Source organism: Micromonospora sp. NPDC004704, from assembly GCF_053601675.1.
In genome coordinates this window covers 14,584-30,527 of record NZ_JBSGCD010000054.1, presented here as the reverse complement: position 1 = coordinate 30,527, position 15,944 = coordinate 14,584, and the positions used below count along the sequence as shown (strand labels likewise).

General features: G+C 71.5%; 19 protein-coding genes. 5 read left to right on the top strand and 14 right to left on the bottom strand.

Annotated features, from left to right (window positions below; all coding sequences use genetic code 11):
* The coding region (locus tag ACWEFB_RS36410) for a hypothetical protein (RefSeq protein WP_452292800.1) at positions 1–200 on the top strand (200 nt) is incomplete at its 5' end.
* A 121-nt stretch (positions 201–321) separates the two neighbouring features.
* On the opposite strand, the gene ACWEFB_RS36405 is transcribed toward ACWEFB_RS36410, so the two are convergent.
* Both ACWEFB_RS36405 and ACWEFB_RS36400 read right to left on the bottom strand, forming a co-directional pair.
* Positions 322–627 (bottom strand): hypothetical protein, encoded by a 306-nt coding sequence (locus ACWEFB_RS36405; protein ID WP_452292799.1) that lies wholly within the window; start codon positions 625–627, stop codon positions 322–324.
* Positions 624–926, bottom strand: coding sequence for a hypothetical protein (locus ACWEFB_RS36400; RefSeq protein WP_452292798.1), 303 nt, complete (start codon positions 924–926; stop codon positions 624–626). Before ACWEFB_RS36400 ends, ACWEFB_RS36405 begins: the two co-directional genes overlap by 4 nt.
* Positions 927–1,315: 389 nt before the next feature.
* Between ACWEFB_RS36400 and ACWEFB_RS36395 the strand changes: the two genes are divergently transcribed.
* Both ACWEFB_RS36395 and ACWEFB_RS36390 read left to right on the top strand, forming a co-directional pair.
* On the top strand, positions 1,316–2,083 hold the full coding sequence (locus ACWEFB_RS36395; RefSeq protein ID WP_452292797.1) for a DUF5753 domain-containing protein: 768 nt from the start codon (positions 1,316–1,318) through the stop codon (positions 2,081–2,083).
* Complete coding sequence (locus ACWEFB_RS36390) at positions 2,071–2,262, top strand: DUF397 domain-containing protein (RefSeq protein ID WP_326556738.1); 192 nt, start codon at positions 2,071–2,073, stop codon at positions 2,260–2,262. Before ACWEFB_RS36395 ends, ACWEFB_RS36390 begins: the two co-directional genes overlap by 13 nt.
* Before the next feature lie 68 nt (positions 2,263–2,330).
* Here the strand turns inward: ACWEFB_RS36390 and ACWEFB_RS36385 are convergent, their stop codons facing one another.
* Positions 2,331–3,356, bottom strand: a complete 1,026-nt coding sequence (locus tag ACWEFB_RS36385) for a DUF5937 family protein (RefSeq protein WP_452292796.1) — start codon at positions 3,354–3,356, stop codon at positions 2,331–2,333.
* A gap of 104 nt (positions 3,357–3,460) precedes the next feature.
* Between ACWEFB_RS36385 and ACWEFB_RS36380 the strand changes: the two genes are divergently transcribed.
* Positions 3,461–4,042, top strand: a complete 582-nt coding sequence (locus ACWEFB_RS36380; protein WP_452292795.1) for a dihydrofolate reductase family protein — start codon at positions 3,461–3,463, stop codon at positions 4,040–4,042.
* A 20-nt stretch (positions 4,043–4,062) separates the two neighbouring features.
* On the opposite strand, the gene ACWEFB_RS36375 is transcribed toward ACWEFB_RS36380, so the two are convergent.
* The 10 genes from ACWEFB_RS36375 to ACWEFB_RS36330 form a co-directional block, all read right to left on the bottom strand.
* Positions 4,063–4,644 carry a GNAT family N-acetyltransferase gene (locus ACWEFB_RS36375; RefSeq protein WP_452292794.1) on the bottom strand — a complete coding sequence of 194 codons (582 nt, stop codon included), beginning with the start codon at positions 4,642–4,644 and terminating at the stop codon, positions 4,063–4,065.
* Positions 4,645–4,756: 112 nt separating this feature from the next.
* On the bottom strand, positions 4,757–6,253 hold the full coding sequence (locus ACWEFB_RS36370; protein WP_452292793.1) for a phytoene desaturase family protein: 1,497 nt from the start codon (positions 6,251–6,253) through the stop codon (positions 4,757–4,759).
* Between the two features lie 67 nt (positions 6,254–6,320).
* Positions 6,321–7,460, bottom strand: coding sequence for a glycosyltransferase (locus ACWEFB_RS36365; protein ID WP_452292792.1), 1,140 nt, complete (start codon positions 7,458–7,460; stop codon positions 6,321–6,323).
* Positions 7,457–8,230: a carotenoid biosynthesis protein gene (locus ACWEFB_RS36360; protein ID WP_452292791.1), complete on the bottom strand. Its 774-nt coding sequence runs from the start codon at positions 8,228–8,230 to the stop codon at positions 7,457–7,459. The genes ACWEFB_RS36365 and ACWEFB_RS36360 overlap by 4 nt, the downstream gene beginning before the upstream one ends.
* A gap of 17 nt (positions 8,231–8,247) precedes the next feature.
* Positions 8,248–8,832, bottom strand: a complete 585-nt coding sequence (locus ACWEFB_RS36355; RefSeq protein ID WP_326556744.1) for a GNAT family N-acetyltransferase — start codon at positions 8,830–8,832, stop codon at positions 8,248–8,250.
* Between the two features lie 146 nt (positions 8,833–8,978).
* Positions 8,979–9,704, bottom strand: coding sequence for a monooxygenase (locus ACWEFB_RS36350; protein WP_452292790.1), 726 nt, complete (start codon positions 9,702–9,704; stop codon positions 8,979–8,981).
* Entirely contained in the window at positions 9,701–10,189 is a 489-nt protein-coding gene (locus ACWEFB_RS36345) for a YbaK/EbsC family protein (RefSeq protein WP_452292789.1), read from the bottom strand. The genes ACWEFB_RS36350 and ACWEFB_RS36345 overlap by 4 nt, the downstream gene beginning before the upstream one ends.
* A 54-nt stretch (positions 10,190–10,243) precedes the next feature.
* Complete coding sequence (locus tag ACWEFB_RS36340) at positions 10,244–12,124, bottom strand: hypothetical protein (RefSeq protein WP_452292788.1); 1,881 nt, start codon at positions 12,122–12,124, stop codon at positions 10,244–10,246.
* Positions 12,109–12,939 carry an ABC transporter ATP-binding protein gene (locus ACWEFB_RS36335; RefSeq protein ID WP_452292787.1) on the bottom strand — a complete coding sequence of 277 codons (831 nt, stop codon included), beginning with the start codon at positions 12,937–12,939 and terminating at the stop codon, positions 12,109–12,111. The genes ACWEFB_RS36340 and ACWEFB_RS36335 overlap by 16 nt, the downstream gene beginning before the upstream one ends.
* A 52-nt stretch (positions 12,940–12,991) precedes the next feature.
* A complete protein-coding gene (locus tag ACWEFB_RS36330) occupies positions 12,992–14,029 on the bottom strand; it encodes a hypothetical protein (protein ID WP_452292786.1) in 1,038 nt (345 codons plus the stop codon).
* 68 nt (positions 14,030–14,097) lie between these two features.
* On the opposite strand from ACWEFB_RS36330, the gene ACWEFB_RS36325 reads away from it, so the two are divergent.
* Complete coding sequence (locus ACWEFB_RS36325; RefSeq protein ID WP_452292785.1) at positions 14,098–14,679, top strand: TetR/AcrR family transcriptional regulator; 582 nt, start codon at positions 14,098–14,100, stop codon at positions 14,677–14,679.
* A 135-nt stretch (positions 14,680–14,814) separates the two neighbouring features.
* Here ACWEFB_RS36325 and ACWEFB_RS36320 read toward each other — a convergent pair whose 3' ends face one another.
* Positions 14,815–15,813: an EamA family transporter gene (locus tag ACWEFB_RS36320; RefSeq protein ID WP_452292784.1), complete on the bottom strand. Its 999-nt coding sequence runs from the start codon at positions 15,811–15,813 to the stop codon at positions 14,815–14,817.
* Between the last annotated feature and the right edge of the window lie 131 nt (positions 15,814–15,944).

Sequence of the window (15,944 nt, the reverse complement as noted above, 5' to 3'; positions counted from 1 at the left end):
CGGACGGCGCCCGCCGCCGGCGCGAGTTCCGCGTCTCCGTCAAGCTTGATCCCTTCGCGGGTCACGCCGCCCCCAACCCCTTCCGGCTTGCGCTGGTCGGTTCGGCCGCCGGGTCCGTGGGCGCACGATCGGTTTTGGGTACGTGGCAGACCGGGTGGCGCGACGATCTTGCACTTGTGGTGGGACACAAATCCGGATGAGTGCCCTCATCCGGGCGCCACAAGTGCAAGATCGTCGAGGGAGTGCGGGGGACGCTCTGCGGGCCGTGCCCTGGTGGCGTCGACCGACGAGGGCGGGACGGAAACAGATCGATCGGTGGCTTCAGATGGATCGGCGGCGGCGTCGGGTCTCGTGGGCGGCTACCCAGCCGATGATGCGGGCGTGGATGGCGGCGGGCTCGGGTGGCGCGGTCAGTGACGAGTCGATTGAGTAGAGGTCGTCGAGTGCGTGGACGAACTGGCCGGCGAGATACAGGTACAGCGCGACCCGGCGGCCCTCGAACCCGTGGATCAAATTGAGTCTGGCGTCGGGGCAGGGCCACGGTAGGGCGTCGATGTGGCAGAACCAGAACGGTCTGAGGGGACCGTGGTCCTGTAGTTCCGGAATGCGTTGCCCCTCCGCGGTCATTCGCCGGTCCATTCGACCTGGCCGGCGACCGTGGGTAGCGGTCGAGGCTCATAGCCGGGCAGGGCGCGGCGGTGCACGACGAAGCATGCCTCGGGTTGCTCGGGCTGGCCGGGTGGCCGCTCGATGCCGCGCAGGGCGATCCAGTCGCCCGCGTACGTCTCGGTGCTGGCCAGCACGTGTGTGACGCGCATGTGCAGGTCACCCTCACCGCGTTCGAGAGGGCCCCGGTCGCCCCGGTAGTAGTCGCCCGCCTCGGCGTTGACGATGTCCCCGAGGCTCACCAGTGGTCGGCCGGTCATCTCCGCTCACCGCTCTGGCGGTCCACGCGGTATCCGAGCCGCTGGCCGAGCGTCAGGAGCGGATAGAAGAGGACGGTTGGTGCGGTTGACCAGGTCGGGCGTGCGGGCGGAGGGGGCGGCGGCGGTGGTGGGGGTTGCGGCGGTACGGACCCGAGCGACCACGGCCACACGGCCCTGCACCAACGACGGAAGACGAACATCGTCACACCTCCTCGGATTGGAAGGGGCGCCCCTGGCGCAGGTCAGGGGCGCCCCGTTGACGCGACCGCCGGGCTCTACCTCCACCGGCCACGCCAACCTCAGGAATCAGGCTGACTTGCGTACTGGAACAAACACACAGCGTTGCGGTAGGTTTTTCGTCTGTTCAGTACGTCCTATGAGGAGACGGAATGAACCACGCACTTCAAGTCGCGATGATCGAATCGGGACACACCGCCGAATCGTTGGCCGCCGAGATCGGCGTAGACCCGAAAACGGCGGCCCGATGGGTAACTCCGGGACGGATTCCGCAGACACGTCACCGTGCTCGGGTTGCTGAGCTGGTGGGACGGGACGTAGGGGACCTTTGGCCGGACGTACTGAAGCGCCGGCATCCGACCTGGTTGCGTGAGTGGTTGGAATACGAGCGCGACGCGCGGTTGCTCCGCTGGTTCGAGCCCGCCCTGGTGCCTGGCCTGCTCCAGACGGAGGCGTACGCGCAGGCCGTCATCGGGTGGGGTGGCCTGTTCAACGTCGACGAGGTGGACGAGCTTGTGGCGTCGCGAATAGAGCGACAACCGGTCCTGGATGGGCGGAGGCCACCGCAGTTCTTCGCGATGATCGACGAGGCCGTGGTCCGGCGGTGCGTGGGTAGCCGGGCGATCATGGCGGAGCAGTGTGCACACCTGGTCCGACTCGCTGAGCGGCCCCATGTGCATATTCAGGTGGTGCCGGCCAGTGCGGGGGGTCATGCTGGGCTTGCCGGGGGTTTCATCCTGGCGAAGGGTCCGTACGGGGAGGCGGCCCACCTCGATGATCGGCTACGTGCGCACGTATTCAACACGCAGGACGACATTGATACCCTCGCAGCAGCGTGGGAAGCCATCAGGGCCGTGGCCCTGTCCGCTCCTCAAACCCTCGATCTGATCAAGGAAGTGGCAGCGACATGGCAGACCTGACCGGTGCCATCTGGCGGAAGTCGACCCGCAGCAGCAACGGTGGGTCGACCTGCGTCGAGGTGGCGAAGAACCTTCCCGGTGTTGTCGGCGTACGGGACAGCAAGGACCCGGCCGGGCCCGCTCTGGCCTTCGGTCCGGCCGCTTGGCGTGCGTTCGTCGGGCTGGCGAAACAGCACTGAACCGGTCGCGGCGGGCGCCCTGACGGGTGCCGCGCGCGAAGCGGCGGACTGTCCGGCGCGTGCGACGCTCAGGGGGTGGGCTGGCGGCCTGCCTCGGTGAGTAGGCGGTTGCCGAGGTCGGTGCGGGAGTAGAGCACCTGTCGGCCCGCTCGGCGCGAGGTGAGCAGCCCGGCGGCGCGCAGCGCCTGGAGGTGCACGCTGAGCGTCGGTGCGGCCAGCGCCATCTGGGTGGCGGCCTGGCTGGTCGACATCGGCAGGTCGAGTTGGGTCAGCAGGGCGGCCCGGGTCTGCCCGAGGACCCCGGCGAGGGCCGAGCCGGTCTGTTCGGGGTGCTCCTCCCAGAGCCGGCCGAGGCCGCGCGGGGAGTAGGAGACGCTGGGAGGCTCGGGCTGCGCGGTCCGTACCAGGACGTCCGGCCAGGCGAAGGCGCACGGTACGAGGAGCAGCCCGCGCCCGCCACAGTCGGCGTGGCCCTCGTAGTACTTGGCGATCCTCAGCGTCTGGTCGGCGAAGGTGACCGACGGGTGCAGGTTGGTCATCATCCGGTCGACGCCGCCCTCGGCCAGGGCATCGAGCCGGTACGCGATGTCGTCGTTGAGCAACGCGTCGATCCGGGCCCAATCCGGGGCGATCGCGACCCGGTGGTACGCGTCGAGCGCCTCGGTGACGGGGCCGATGCCGGCGTCTGGTCGGCGTACGAGTGCTTGGAGCAGGGCGCGCCGTTCTTCGTGGCCGGGTCCCTGCTGGGCGGCCCGGTGGGCGGCCAGGTGTGCCAGCTCCCGCGCCACGATCTCCGGATCGGTGTCGGCGACCTGCGCGAGCGCATCACCGAAGGTGGAGGACCGGCGGCTCGGGGGCGGCAGGAGAAAGTCGGGGATGTAGCCCGCCGGGCGTACCAGCGCCCGCAGCAGGTCGAGGTCGTGCTCGCGCAGCCGGCTCGCCCGCTCGGCGAACCTGGTGATCCACGGGCGGTGCAGGTGCCCTCCCCGCCCGGCGGCGGCCAGCGTACGCAGGCTCGCGACGGTTTCGGTGAGGGGCGATGCGGCGAAGCGTACGCGGGTAAGGTCGGTCGCCGTGAAGTGCAGGTGAATCACCCGGGCGCCCCTTCCGATTAGGGCTGAGCCTAATCGTGGCCGTACGCGTGGCACCACCGGAGACTGAGGACATCCACCCGGACCACACGGATAGGACACCGAAAATGCGCAAGCTGATCTACACCGCCTTTGTGTCGCTGGACGGCGTTGTCGACTCTCCCGGCGGCGGCAGCCCGACCGAGGCGCACCGCAGCGGCGGCTGGACCTACAAGGACATCGAGTTCCTGCCGGAGGCGTACGAGCTGAAGGGTCGGGAGACGGAGGAGGCCACCGCGCTGATGTTCGGCCGGACCAGCTACGAGGTGTTCTCGCCGATCTGGCCCGACATCGAGGACTTCGCGCCCCTCAAGGAACTGCCGAAGTACGTCGTCTCGACCACCCTCGGCGAGGACGCCCTGGTCGACAACTGGGGTGACATCACGATCCTGCGTACGCTCGACGACGTCGCGAAGCTCAAGGAGACCGACGGCGGCCCGATCGTCATCCACGGCAGCGCCACCCTCGCCCGCAACCTCTCCGACGCCGGCCTGATCGACCGCTACCACCTGCTGGTCTTCCCGGTCCTGCTCGGAAGTGGCAAGCGGATGTTCAGCGAGACCGACAAGGACAAGCAGTTGTTGAAGCTGGTCGAGTCGAAGTCGTACAACAACGGCATCACCATGTTCGTCTACGACGTCATCCGCTGAGGCGGCCGTACGCCGGTGACTCAGTTGTCGGTCAGGGTCTTGACCAGGGCGGGGGACAGGTCGCGGTCGGCGTAGAGCAGGCGGATGGCCCGGGGGTCGGGGTTGCCGGCGTCGGGGCCGCGCCAGACCTGTCGCAAACCGGCCCGTTCGGTCGTACGCTGCGACCGGGTGTTGCCCTTTAGCAGGTACGCGGTCAGCGGCAGATCCTCGCGTACGTCGCGAGCGGCGGCGACCGCCGCGCGGATGATCTCCTGGGCGTACCCCTGGCCCCAGAAGGTCGGGTGGAGGCGGAAGCCGAGGTTCCAGGCCACGCCGAACCGGACGAAACAGCCGCCGATCCCGACGAGTTGGCCCTCGGCGGCCGGCTCGGTGCTCCGGGCCACCCACATACTCAGACCGTCGCGCTGCCAGCCGGCCAGCCAACGATCGACCATCGTGGCGGTCTGCTCCTGGCTGGACTGACGGCTGATCGGGTCGGCGCGCCAGACCTGCGGGTCCGCGTACAACTGGTGGAGTTCCGCCAGGTCGGACGACTGCGGCACGCTCAGCACGAGGCGGTCGGTGGTGGGGTTGCTGCCGGCTCCGGGTGCGTCGACGCGCATCTTGTCCGTCCTCACTCCGCCGTCTCGATGAACGATGCCGAGGTTAACGGGTACGGCCCGGCACGCGACCGCAATTTCGCCCTCGTCCTGATCCGTCGAACAGTACCGGGGGTCAGGCGGGGCCGATCTGGTTGGCGACGATCTGGGCGGAGAGGGTGACCATCGGCAGGCCGCCGCCGGGGTGGGTGGAGCCTCCGACCAGGAAGAGTCCGGGCACCGGGCCCCGGTTCGGTGGGCGGAGCAGGCCACCGGCGGTGCCGTAGATCGCCCCGCCGGGGGTGCTGGTCGCGGTGGCCAGGTCGGCGGGCGTACGGACCTCGCGGAACAGCAGGCGGTCGCGTACGTCGGTGCCGCGCGCGGCGAGCACGTCCAGGATCCGGTCGGCGTAGGCGTCGGCGAGTCCGGGGCGCCGCCAGTTGACCGCCGACAGGGAACGGCCCTGCCGTGCGGCGTTGACCAGTACGAACCACGCCTCGTGCCCGTCCGGGCGGACCGCCGGGTCGTCGGCCACGGTGACGAACACGGTCGGGTCCGGCGCCGGTCGAGCCGGTACGCCGTGACCGGCGTCGCCGAAGACCGCGTCGAACTCGGCGTCGTAGTCGGTCGGGAAGAACACGTTGTGGTGCGCCAACCCGGACGAGCCTTGCACACCGAGCAGGAGCACGAAACCGGACAGGCTCCGGTCGGCCAGCCCGGCGAGCCGGTCGGGGCGGGGGAGCAGGTCCCGGTAGACGGTGAGGGCGTCCACATTGGCCACCACCACGTCGGCCGGGACCCGGGTGTTGGAGCCGGCGAGGCGTACGCCGTGCACCCGGCCCCCGGCGGCGTCGATGGCCGTGACCATGCTGCCGGTCTGCACCACCACCCCCAGATCGAGGCAGCGGGAGAGCAGCGCGTCGGCGAGCGAACCGAGCCCGCCGCGCAGGTACCAACCACCGAAGGTCAGTTCGGCGTACGGGACCGCGGCGAGTGCGGCCGGGGCCCGGCGCGGGTCGGCTCCGGTGTAGGTGGCGTACCGGTCCAGCAGCATCCGCAGCCGTGGGTCGCGCAGGTACGACCGGCCCATCCCGCGCAGGCTCTGACCGGGACGGATGGCGGCCAGGTCGCCCAGCCGCCAGGCGAGCCGGGCCAGGTCCAGGGGTGAGTCGAGACTGTCGCGGAGGATGTCCCGCCACGCGGCGTGCCAGATCCGGCCGGACCGCCGCCACAGCCGCTGCCAGTCGGCCTCGGCCTGCGGCCCGAACACGTCACCGATCCGGGACGCGAAGGTGCCCGGGTCGGTGCAGGAGTCGAGCACGGTCGCGGGTGCGCCGCCCAGCGGTGGGAAGTGGTGCCGGACGATCGGGTCCAGCGGGACCAGGTCCAGGTATTCGTCGAGTTTCGCGCCGGTGGCCAGGAACAGGTCGACGAATACCTGCGGCAGGGTGAGCAGGCTCGGGCCGGTGTCGAAGTGGAACGTACCGGCCGGGGTGTCCCGCGAGTACCGGCCGAGTTTGCCGCCGACCGTGCCGGACCGTTCGAAGACGGTGACCTCGTGCCCTCCGGCAGCCAACCGGGCCGCCGTGGCCAGCCCACCGACTCCGGCGCCGACAACGACAATTCGACTCACCCCGTACGCCTCCTCAGGCATGGTCGACGGCGCACCCTGCTCCGGTGGGCGGGCAGTGGGCCGGGTGTCAGTGCACCGGTCGGCCACGCCAGAACAGGCGTTGCCGCCTGTGCAGATGGTACGACCGCAGGGTCAGCCAACCGAGCAGCGCGACCGAGAGTGGGTGTGCCAATACGTCCGGCCAGGTCCGGCCGCCGCTGGCCCGCGCGCTGACCACCCTCCCCGTGACCCCCAGCAGGTAGGCGGCGAACGCGACCCAGGCCAGGGGTGCCGCCCCGGCGACCGCCGCACCGACCGCGAGCAGCGGGGGCACGGTGTAGAGGAGCAGGAGCAGGGTCAGCACGGTCGCGGCGGCCACCGGTGAGCCGAACGACGCCCAGAGCGACTTGGTGTAGCCGTCGCGCAGTTCGGCCCAGGAGCCGTACATCCGGCAGTCCGCGAGGGCCGACCCATCGGCCAGGGCGATCCGGCCGCCGGCCCGTTTGACCGCGCGGGCCAGCTCGATGTCCTCCAGGATCTTTTCGCGTACCGCCGTGTGTCCGCCGGCCCGCCGGTAGCCGTCCCGGTCCAGCACCAGGAACTGGCCACCGGCGGCGGCCAGCGACGGCCGGGGCGACCGTTCCATCAGCCGCAACGGCAGGAAGGTAAGCCAGGTCCACTGCAACAACGGTTGGACCAGCCGCTCACCGATCGACCCGGCCACGATCCGGGGGTACGGGGTGAGCAGCGTCGCCCCCGCCGTACGGAGCGCGGTCACCGCACCCGCCACGGCGTACGGGGCGAGGACCACGTCGGCGTCCACGAACACCAGCGCGCCCGACCGGGGTACGGCGGCGTCGGCGAGCTGCTGGCAGGCGTACGGCTTCCCTAGCCAGCCGGGCGGTGGTGCTGAACCGGTGAGCAGGCGTACCCGGGGGTCATCGGCGGCGAGCTGCCGGACCAGGTCGGCGGTGCCGTCGGTCGAACCGTCGTCGAGGACCACGATCTCCAGGTCGGGCACGCCCCGCTGGGCCAGCAGCGAACGCAGGCACGGGGTGAGGCGGTCCGCCTCGTCGCGCAGCGGGAGCAGGACCGACACCGGCTCGTCCAGGGTGGCCCGCAGGGGCGGCCGGCGCAGCCAGCGGGTGGCGTTGACCAGGCTGTGCAGGGTCAGCCCGGCGACCACGGCGCAACCGATCCAGACCGGGGCTGCGGCGGCCCAGCTCATGCGCGTACCCGATGGGGTTGACGGTGGCGGACCAGCGTGCCGGCCAGTGGCAGCGCGACCACCGACATGGCCAGGGCCCCCCAACCGGCCGAGCCGGGCAGGTCGAGGAAAACCGCGTGGGCGAGCACGCTGGAGGCGTAGGTCCAGAGGTAGAGCGCGTACATCGGGGTGTCGACGCCGTCCAACGGGGGCGCGGTCGGGGCGAGCCGGGCCAGCAGGGCCATCAGCACCACCGCGACCAGGAGCCACCCCAGGTAGTTGCCGACCGGCACACCGGGCACACCGGGCAGGGCCGGGGTCGGATGCCGCCAGGTCCAGTAACCCTCGGCGACCATCTGCGGGTCGAGGAAGATGTCCCAGGCGGCGAGCCCGACGCCGGCCAACGCGACCCGCCCGACACCGGGCCGGGTCAGCCGGGTCGCCGCCAACCACGCCGGCCACGCCATCCAGGTCCAGGCCAGCGGGATGACCAGCGGTACGCCGCCGAGCTTCGGACCGAGCTGCCCGGAGTAGTCGTAGGCACCGAACGGGAAACCGGTCGTCACGCCCAGCGCCTCGACCGCCCAACCCCCGACGGTGGTCACCAGGACCAGCGTGGCGGCGGTCCGGGGACCCCGGCTGAGCAGGGCGTGGCCGACCGACAGCAGGTAGCCGAGGGCAACCGTGACGATGGTCAGCCGGGCCCGGTCCTGACCATCGGTGAGCGGGTAGCCGATCTGCGCCAGCACCAGGATGACCAGCAGGAACCAGGGCAGCCGGGTCCGGTTCACATCGATCCTCCGGCCGGTTATCCGGGTGAACCGGGATCGTCGTCGTGCTCGCCCGGTGGCGGATGGGGCAGCGGCAACTCCCGGCCGAGTACGGCGAACGACCGCTCGTCGCCGGGAAAGTGGAAGTCGCGCAGCACGTCGACAAAGCCGAACCGCCGGTAGAGCCGCCACGCCCGGGACTTCCGCTCGTCCGCCTCCGGGGTGGACAGCAGTGTGGTGCTCGCCCCCGCCATGGCGAGCAGGGCGGTCAACTGCCGGGCGCCGAGCCCGTGCCCCTGTGCCGCCGGCCGTACGTGCAACTCGACCACCTCGAAGCAGTCGGCGAACCAGGTCTTGCGGGCGTCGCCGGGCAGCGCAGTGTGCACCTGGTCGTGCCACCACTGCCCCGGGTACGAGTGGTAGCCGTAGCCGAAACCGGCCAGCCGCCCGTCGTTGGTCAACGTGGCCACCGCCCGGAAACCACGGCGGCGTACATGAGTGGCGATGTAGCCCCGGCGCGCCTCCAGCAACTCCGCCCGGTAACCCATCGCCTCGCCGTAGACCGTCACCACGTCGTCCAACCGCCGGACGAGATCGTCCGGCTGCCACGGCACCAATCTCATGCCTGCCCGCTCCTCACTGCGCCACCGCCGTCACGCTCGCTGTCATCCCCGCTCGTCGCGATGGTCACGCTCGTTGCCACGGTCACGCTCGTCACGCTCGTGCTTGCCACGCCCGTGCTTGCCACCATCGTCACTCTCGGCGACCGTCACGTCGGGCCACCATCGTGACCGGTCCAGTCCAGTACGGTCCGGTCGCCACGGACCGCGCGTACCTCGAACCGCGCGAAGAGCTCTTCGGCGTACCAGCGTTCGGTCGGGGTGCGCATGATCGCGTTTTGATGCTCCGGCTGACGGTACGCGAAGGCGAGCAGGTCCGCGCTGCTGCGCCACACGCTGACCGTGCCCTGCCAGCCCAGCGGCGCCTCACCGATGCCGAACCGGGCGGTCAGGCCGGGGGTGTCCGGCAGCGCGGCGGCGACCGCCGGAATGGCCCGCCAGAACGTCGCCGCCCGTGCCGGCCGCAGCCGCGCCCGAGTCAGCGCCAGCACCGGACCATCCACCGATCCGCTCCGGGCGGTCGGGTCGCCGAAGGGTTCGGCTCCGGCCCAGCGGCCCCGGCTGGCCAGCGGGCGCAGGTCGAGGCGGGCGCCGGAGGTGGCGATCCGGCCCCAGGCCCGGCCCACCGGGCTGTCGTCGAAGTCGGCCGCCCGCGCCGGATCCGCCCAGACCACCAGCGCCGCCCAACGGGTCAGGTCGGCGTCGGTGGGCCCGAAGCCGCTGCCCGTACCGGTGCCGAGCAGCTTGGCGAACCGGACGCCGGGGGTGGCCCGCAGTCGGCGCCGGTCGACCGCCATCCGGATCAGCGCACGCGGCACCGCCCGGCGGGGCAACCGCCAGACGTGCAGGGTGACCAGCTCGGGAACCGGGTTCACGCCACCTCGGCGGGGGTGCCGGCGGTGAGTCGTAACAGCTCGGCGTAGGTGGTGGGGAAAACCGCCTGCGGCACCCCGCCGGCCGCCCAGACCTCGGTGTACTCGTCGAGCGCGGTGTCGACCAGGGTACGGACCGCACCCGGATGCCCGATCGGGGCGACCCCGCCGATCGGCTGGCCGGTGTGCTCGCGTACGAACTCCGGGGTGGCCCGCTTGAGCGCGGTCAGCCCGAGTACGGCCGCCAACCGGGGTACGTCGACCCGGTGCGCGCCCGAGGTGAGCACCAGCAGCGGGGCGCCGTCCGCGTTGAAGATCAGCGAGTTGGCGATCTGCCCGACCTCGATGCCGAGTACACCGGCCGCCGCGGCGGCGGTGTGCACCGCCTCGGGCAGGATCCGCACCCGGACCGGCTCGCCGGAGCCGTCCCGCGCGTCCGCCCGGTCCAGTACGTCCTGCACCGCTTGCACGTTGGCATGAAGCTGCATGCCCTTATCTTGCCCACACCACCGCGGTGATCCGACGAGCACCCGCCGTCGAGGTCATCCCGTGCCGGCACGGACGGGCGACTGGCGGACGGGCGCCGGCCGGCTGCTCTTGATGGTGAGCCGGATCGCCTGGTAGAGGAGGAGGATCCCGAGCAGCACCATGAGGATCGCCACCGGCCAGCGCAGCGGATCCGGAAGATGCAGGGCGAGGAACCACAGCTTCAGGTCGGCATCGGCCAGCAGGAGCACCACCGGCAGCACACCCTGGGGGAAGAGACAGAGCGGGCCGAGGATCCAGGAGAGGACCGCGACGAGGCTTTCCCGCCCGGACAGCCTGACCCTGGGCACGTCGACCTTGGGCGCCGGCGCGGCAACGGTCTTCGCGGCCCGCCCCGTACGCATCAGGAACAGCATCTCCGGGCCCCCGGCCCGTAGCCGGTTGATCGCGACCCGCCCGAGCCACCAGCCGAGGAAAACGCCCGTGACCAGCCCAACCGGGCCACCGGCCCACAGCAGCGCGGCGTTGTCGAACACGGTGCCGAGAATGACGACCACAACCGCCGGTACGGGCGGCAGGAGGCCGACCCAGAACAGCACCTGGGACTGCCACGGGGTCTCGGCGTGCTCGAGCGGGTTGTCCGGCCGCCGATGCGCGTCCGGGCCGGGCGCCAGCGCCACGACCGAGGCGTACGCGGCCAGGCCCACCCCGCCGCCGAGCAGGGCCGGCACCAGCGCGGACACCCACGGCCAGGCCCAGGTTGACCCGCTCCAGAGCGTGAACCCGACCGTGACGGCGACGGTGAGTGACCCGAACACCAGCAGGTACGCCCACTGCCGGCCGCGCAGGTCCTCCTTCTCGGTGCTGGTCTGCAGGGTCAGCCACAGCGCGGTGCCGTCTTCGGCGTAGAGGTTGCAGGCCACCGTGACCGCCATCAACGCCATACCCGGCCCGGCCCACGGAAGCGCCTCCGTCCAGCCCAGGGTCAGCGGCAGCAGTGCGGTTCCCAACGCCCAACCGAGCACGATCGCCAGTAGCTGGACCCGCGCCGGATCGCGCCACCAGGTGCGCAGTTCCTTGCGGACCACGGCCGTGGTGCGCCCGGCCAGCACGGGCGCGGTGGCGACCGGGGCGTGGCCGCTGCCGCGGATCGTCGCCCGGCCGTGGCGGAACGAACCCAGTGTGCGACTCCACCCGAGCAGCAGCAGGCCGATCAGTGCGACCATGGCCGCGAGTGGACCGACCGCGCCCCACCACTGCCCGTTGTGGGCGGACTCGACGGCGACCACGCCCCATCCGGACGGGAGCGCCCGCACCACGGTCGAGTACCCGGACGGGAAACCGGTGGTGAGGACCTCCGAGTAGGCGATCGCGACGACGACGATCCAGCCGGACTGGGTGAGGATCAGGAAGGCGGCGACCAGGAGCCCGGTGAACACCGACCCGACCCGCCGCCGGGCGATCAGACCGAACACGCTGTAGGACGCGCGGGACAGCAGGACCACCAGGACCAGTTGCAGCGCGGCCGCCGGCAGCGCGACGAGTGCCGGCAGCAGACCCTGCCGGATGCCGTACACGACCAGGCTGAGGAAGGCGAGCGCCGTCACCGCGGCGGTGAGACCGACGAACGCGGCACCGAGCAGGCCGACCGCCAACTGCCGGCGCGGCACCGGGAGCAGCGCGAAGTGGTCGACGCGCAGGACCGACGAGGCACCCCACAGCGGGCCGACCACCCACCCGAGCAACCAGACCAGGTACGCCGTGGCGAGGAGATCGGGAACCACACCGGCCCCGGACGGGTCCACCAGACTGAGCCAGATGGTGGCGGCGGCGACCAGGACGCCGAGCACGCCCCCGGTGATCATCAACGCGGCCCGGCCGCCAGTCATGGAGTTCCGGACGATCGCCAGCTTCATCCGGATCAGGACGCCAACCACGACAGCCCTTCCGAGGCACGGGCGTCGCCGCCGGCCAGCCGGACGAAGGTCTCCTCGAGGGAACCCCCGCCCCGGACCTCGTCGAGCGGACCGGCCGCCACCACCCCGCCCTCGACCATGACGGCGACCGTGTCGCAGAGCTGCTCGACGAGCGCCATGACGTGGCTCGACAGCACCACCGAACCGCCACCGGCGACGAACCGCGCCAGGATTCCCTTCAACGCCACCGCCGACACCGGGTCGACCGCCTCGAACGGCTCGTCGAGCACCAGTAGCCGGGGCGCGTGCAGGAGTGCGGTCGCCAGGCCGATCTTCTTCCGCATGCCGGTCGAGTAGTCGACGATCAGCGTCCGTTCGGCGTGCTCCAGGTTCATCACGTCGAGCAGTTCGCGGACCCGCTCGGTGACCGCGGCCGGATCGAGCCCGCGTAGCTGGCCGAGAAACGTGAGAAGTTCCCGCCCGGTCAGCCGTTCGGGCAACGCGAGGTTGTCGGGGAGCACTCCGATCAGGGCCTTGGCCCGTACCGGGTCGGACCACATGTCGACGCCGAACACCGACGAGGTGCCGGCGTCGGGGCGCAACAGCCCGACCGCCATCGACAACGCCGTCGTCTTGCCGGCACCGTTGGGCCCGACCAGGCCGAAGAACGATCCCGCCGGGACGGTGAGGTCGACCCGGTCGACCGCGGTGTTGTCGCCGAAGGACTTGGTCAGGCCGGTGAGGAGGAGCGCCGCCGGCCCGTCCCCCTGCGCCGGCAGCCTGTCGCCCTGTGCCGACCGGGGCGAGCCGGCCGCCTTCCTGGTCAGTTTCGGCATCGCTTCCCTCGGCTGACTCGGGGGACCGGTGAGCCCTCACCGTAAACCGAAACTACAAGTGCGCTGCTGAGCGACGCTGCGCGGCCGACCGGCTCCGTGCGCGCGAGCGGCCGTACGCGGCAAGGGCGTGGAAGGCGGCCTTCGGTGTCCACGAGCCGTCCGGCAGCACCCGGACGATCCCGCGCGCGGCCAGGTCGAAGTCCCGGTCCGGGTCGTCCGTGGTGGGCAGGTGGCGGTTCGCGAACGTGTACACGAACGCCGCCTCCACCCCGCCGGCCTCGTAGTCGCGCAGCAGGTCCACGACGTACCGGGCCTGGCCCTCCTCGTCGCGCTCCAGCACTGAGGTGAGCTTCGCGGCGCGGCCGTGCTCGTCGTAGGTCACCGGCTCCGTCGCGCCCGCTACGCCGGCCGCCCCGTGGAAGGTGCAGCAGCCGAACTCGGTCGCGGCGTACGGCTTGCCCTGCCCCACCGCGACCGCCAGGGTCTGCGGGAACGTCGCGGCGTTGGTCGCGTCGCGGTACCCGGCGTCGCTGGCGATGATGTCGAACGGCGCCCAGTCCACGGCCTCCAGCGGGATCGAGGCGTAGCCGACGGGTCCTGCGAACCGCTCCCGTACGGCGGGTAGTGCCTCGGTGAGGAAGTCGTGCACGGCGGCGCGTGCGGCCGGGACCGCGTCCCGCATCCGCATCGGGTCGGTGAACAGGGCCATCCGTTCGGCCAGGTCGTTGCCGGGCAGGAAGCCGTCGGTGAACATGGCGATCTCGGAGCCGGTGAGGTACACGACCGACGCCCCGCTGCGCCGCAGCCGCTCGGCCCGTTCGGCGCCGTCGAGCACGAACGCCAGCAGCCCGTCGCGGTCGAGGCCGTTGGTGAACGGGGAGTACCAGACCTCGAGCCCGGCCTCGGCGGCGAACCCCGCGGCCAGTTCGAGCCGGTCCTGGATCCCGCCGGTGATGCGCACCGCGTCGCAGTGCAGCTCGTCGCGGATGACACGCAGGTCGCGTCGCACGGTCTCGGGGTCGAACGGCTCGTGGGTGGTGGACCCCGCGCTCACGAAGCCGGTGTCGTAGTTCATGCCGAAGACGCGCATCGGACGACTCTCCTCGCTCATAGGGTACGCCGCGTACCTTATAGGGTACGTCGCGTACCCTGCAGGGCATGGGTACGAGGCGTCGGGGCGAGGAGTTGGAACGGGCGATCCTGCACGCGGCGGCGGAGGAACTGCGTGAGTCCGGGTACGCGGGAATGACCATGGACCGGGTCGCCGTCCGGGCCGGCACCAACAAGAACGCGATCTACCGCCGGTGGCCGCACCGGGCGGCGCTGGGCATCGCGGCGTACCGTCACCTGTCCGACGCGGTGATGCCGAACCCGGACACCGGCACCCTGCGGGGTGACGCGCTGGAGATGCTGCGGCGGGCGAACGAGACGTGGTCGTCGCCGCACGGGACGATCCTGCGCGGGTTGCTCGCCGCCGCGGCCGACGACCCCGAACTGCTCACCCTGATGCGGGAGCGGTCCGGCGCGGACACCATGGACCGTGCCTGGCTGGCGATGCTGGAGCGCGCCGCGGCCCGGGGTGAGGCGCCGGCCGGGGCCGCACACCACCGGGTGGCGATGACGCCGATGATGCTGCTGCGCGCCGAGTACGCGATGCGCGGCATCCCCTCCGTACCCGACGAGGTACTGGTCGAGATCGTCGACGAGGTGTTCCTCCCGCTCGTACGCGGCCGAGCCTGAACGCCGTACCGGAGGCGGCGGTGCGGGTGCCGGACGCGCACGGCACGTTCCGCAACACCCCGCCGGAGGAACTCACCCGCCGCCCCCAGCTGGCCCGGCTCCCCCACCCCCCCGATCGCCCCGTTGATCATGAAGTTAGCGCGCCGGATCGGGCGTTTCGAGGTAGCTAACTTCATGATCAACGCGATGGTCGGGGGGTGGGGGGAGGGGTGGGGTGGGGGTGGGGAGGCGGGCGGTTTCGGCTAGGGCTACGCCGGCTAGGACTACCAGGCCGCCGGTGATCTGGATGGGGGTGAGGGATTCGGTGGCGCCCAGGGTCAGCCAGGCGACGATGGAGGCGATCACGGGTTCGGCCATGCCGAGGATGCTGACGCTGGTTGCCGGCAGGTGGCGCAGGGCGCCGGAGACAAGCAGGAACGGCGCGATCGAGCCGAGCACCACCACGTACGCGCAGAGCAGCAGGACCGGTACGCCGCCGCTGCGCTCCCCGAGCGGCTCCCAACCCCCGCTGCCGGCGGTGACCGCCCTGGTCAACAGACCGGCCACGGCCGACGCGCCGAACGCCCAGGTGGTCAGGGAGAGCGTGTCGCGCTGCTGCACACCCCGTGCGCCGAGCACGTAGTAACAGGCGAGCACCACCGCCGCCGAGAGCCCGGCGAGTACGCCGACCCCGTCCAGGTTCAGCGAGCCCCAGATCTCGGCCACACAGGCCAGCCCCGCCAGGCTCGCGGCCAGCCCGAACCAGAGCCGGGGGCGGGCCCGCTGGCGCTGGCCGAACCGGGCCCAGAGCGCGACCAGCAGCGGTGCGGTGTACTCGAACAGCAGCCCGATCCCGACCGGCAGGCGGGAGATCGCCACGAAGTAGAGCATCGGGGTGAGGAAGAACCCGGCCAGGCCGAACCCGATCAGCAGCGGCAGGTCGCGGAGGGTGACTCGCAGGCGGCGTACGCCCGGACGCAGCAGCACGCTCAACAGCAGCAGTCCGGCGAAGGCACCAGCCGCCCGGATCAGGGTGAGTTGCGGTGCCTCGATCCCGGCGCGCAGCACCAGCTTCGACACGGTGCCGTTGACCGCGAACAGGGCGCTGGCCGAGAGGACCATGATCACGCCGAGAGCCGGGTTGCGAGTCGTCACCGACTGAGATTACCGATGCGCCGTCAGGACTCAACCGTCACCCGGCCGTTACTCCCACGGTTCGGATAGCCGATCACGCAACGGCCGACACGGCAGGTCGGGCGGCAAACTCGCCGCAGCCGGCGGGGACC

Bases quoted from the DNA above. Each gene is read 5' to 3' on its own strand.
- ACWEFB_RS36405 (WP_452292799.1), bottom strand. From the start codon at position 627: ATGACCGCGGAGGGGCAACGCATTCCGGAACTACAGGACCACGGTCCC.
- ACWEFB_RS36400 (WP_452292798.1), bottom strand. From the start codon at position 926: ATGACCGGCCGACCACTGGTGAGCCTCGGGGACATCGTCAACGCCGAG.
- ACWEFB_RS36395 (WP_452292797.1), top strand. From the start codon at position 1,316: ATGAACCACGCACTTCAAGTCGCGATGATCGAATCGGGACACACCGCC.
- ACWEFB_RS36390 (WP_326556738.1), top strand. From the start codon at position 2,071: ATGGCAGACCTGACCGGTGCCATCTGGCGGAAGTCGACCCGCAGCAGC.
- ACWEFB_RS36380 (WP_452292795.1), top strand. From the start codon at position 3,461: ATGCGCAAGCTGATCTACACCGCCTTTGTGTCGCTGGACGGCGTTGTC.
- ACWEFB_RS36375 (WP_452292794.1), bottom strand. From the start codon at position 4,644: ATGCGCGTCGACGCACCCGGAGCCGGCAGCAACCCCACCACCGACCGC.
- ACWEFB_RS36365 (WP_452292792.1), bottom strand. From the start codon at position 7,460: ATGAGCTGGGCCGCCGCAGCCCCGGTCTGGATCGGTTGCGCCGTGGTC.
- ACWEFB_RS36355 (WP_326556744.1), bottom strand. From the start codon at position 8,832: ATGAGATTGGTGCCGTGGCAGCCGGACGATCTCGTCCGGCGGTTGGAC.
- ACWEFB_RS36345 (WP_452292789.1), bottom strand. From the start codon at position 10,189: ATGCAGCTTCATGCCAACGTGCAAGCGGTGCAGGACGTACTGGACCGG.
- ACWEFB_RS36335 (WP_452292787.1), bottom strand. From the start codon at position 12,939: ATGCCGAAACTGACCAGGAAGGCGGCCGGCTCGCCCCGGTCGGCACAG.
- ACWEFB_RS36330 (WP_452292786.1), bottom strand. From the start codon at position 14,029: ATGCGCGTCTTCGGCATGAACTACGACACCGGCTTCGTGAGCGCGGGG.
- ACWEFB_RS36325 (WP_452292785.1), top strand. From the start codon at position 14,098: ATGGGTACGAGGCGTCGGGGCGAGGAGTTGGAACGGGCGATCCTGCAC.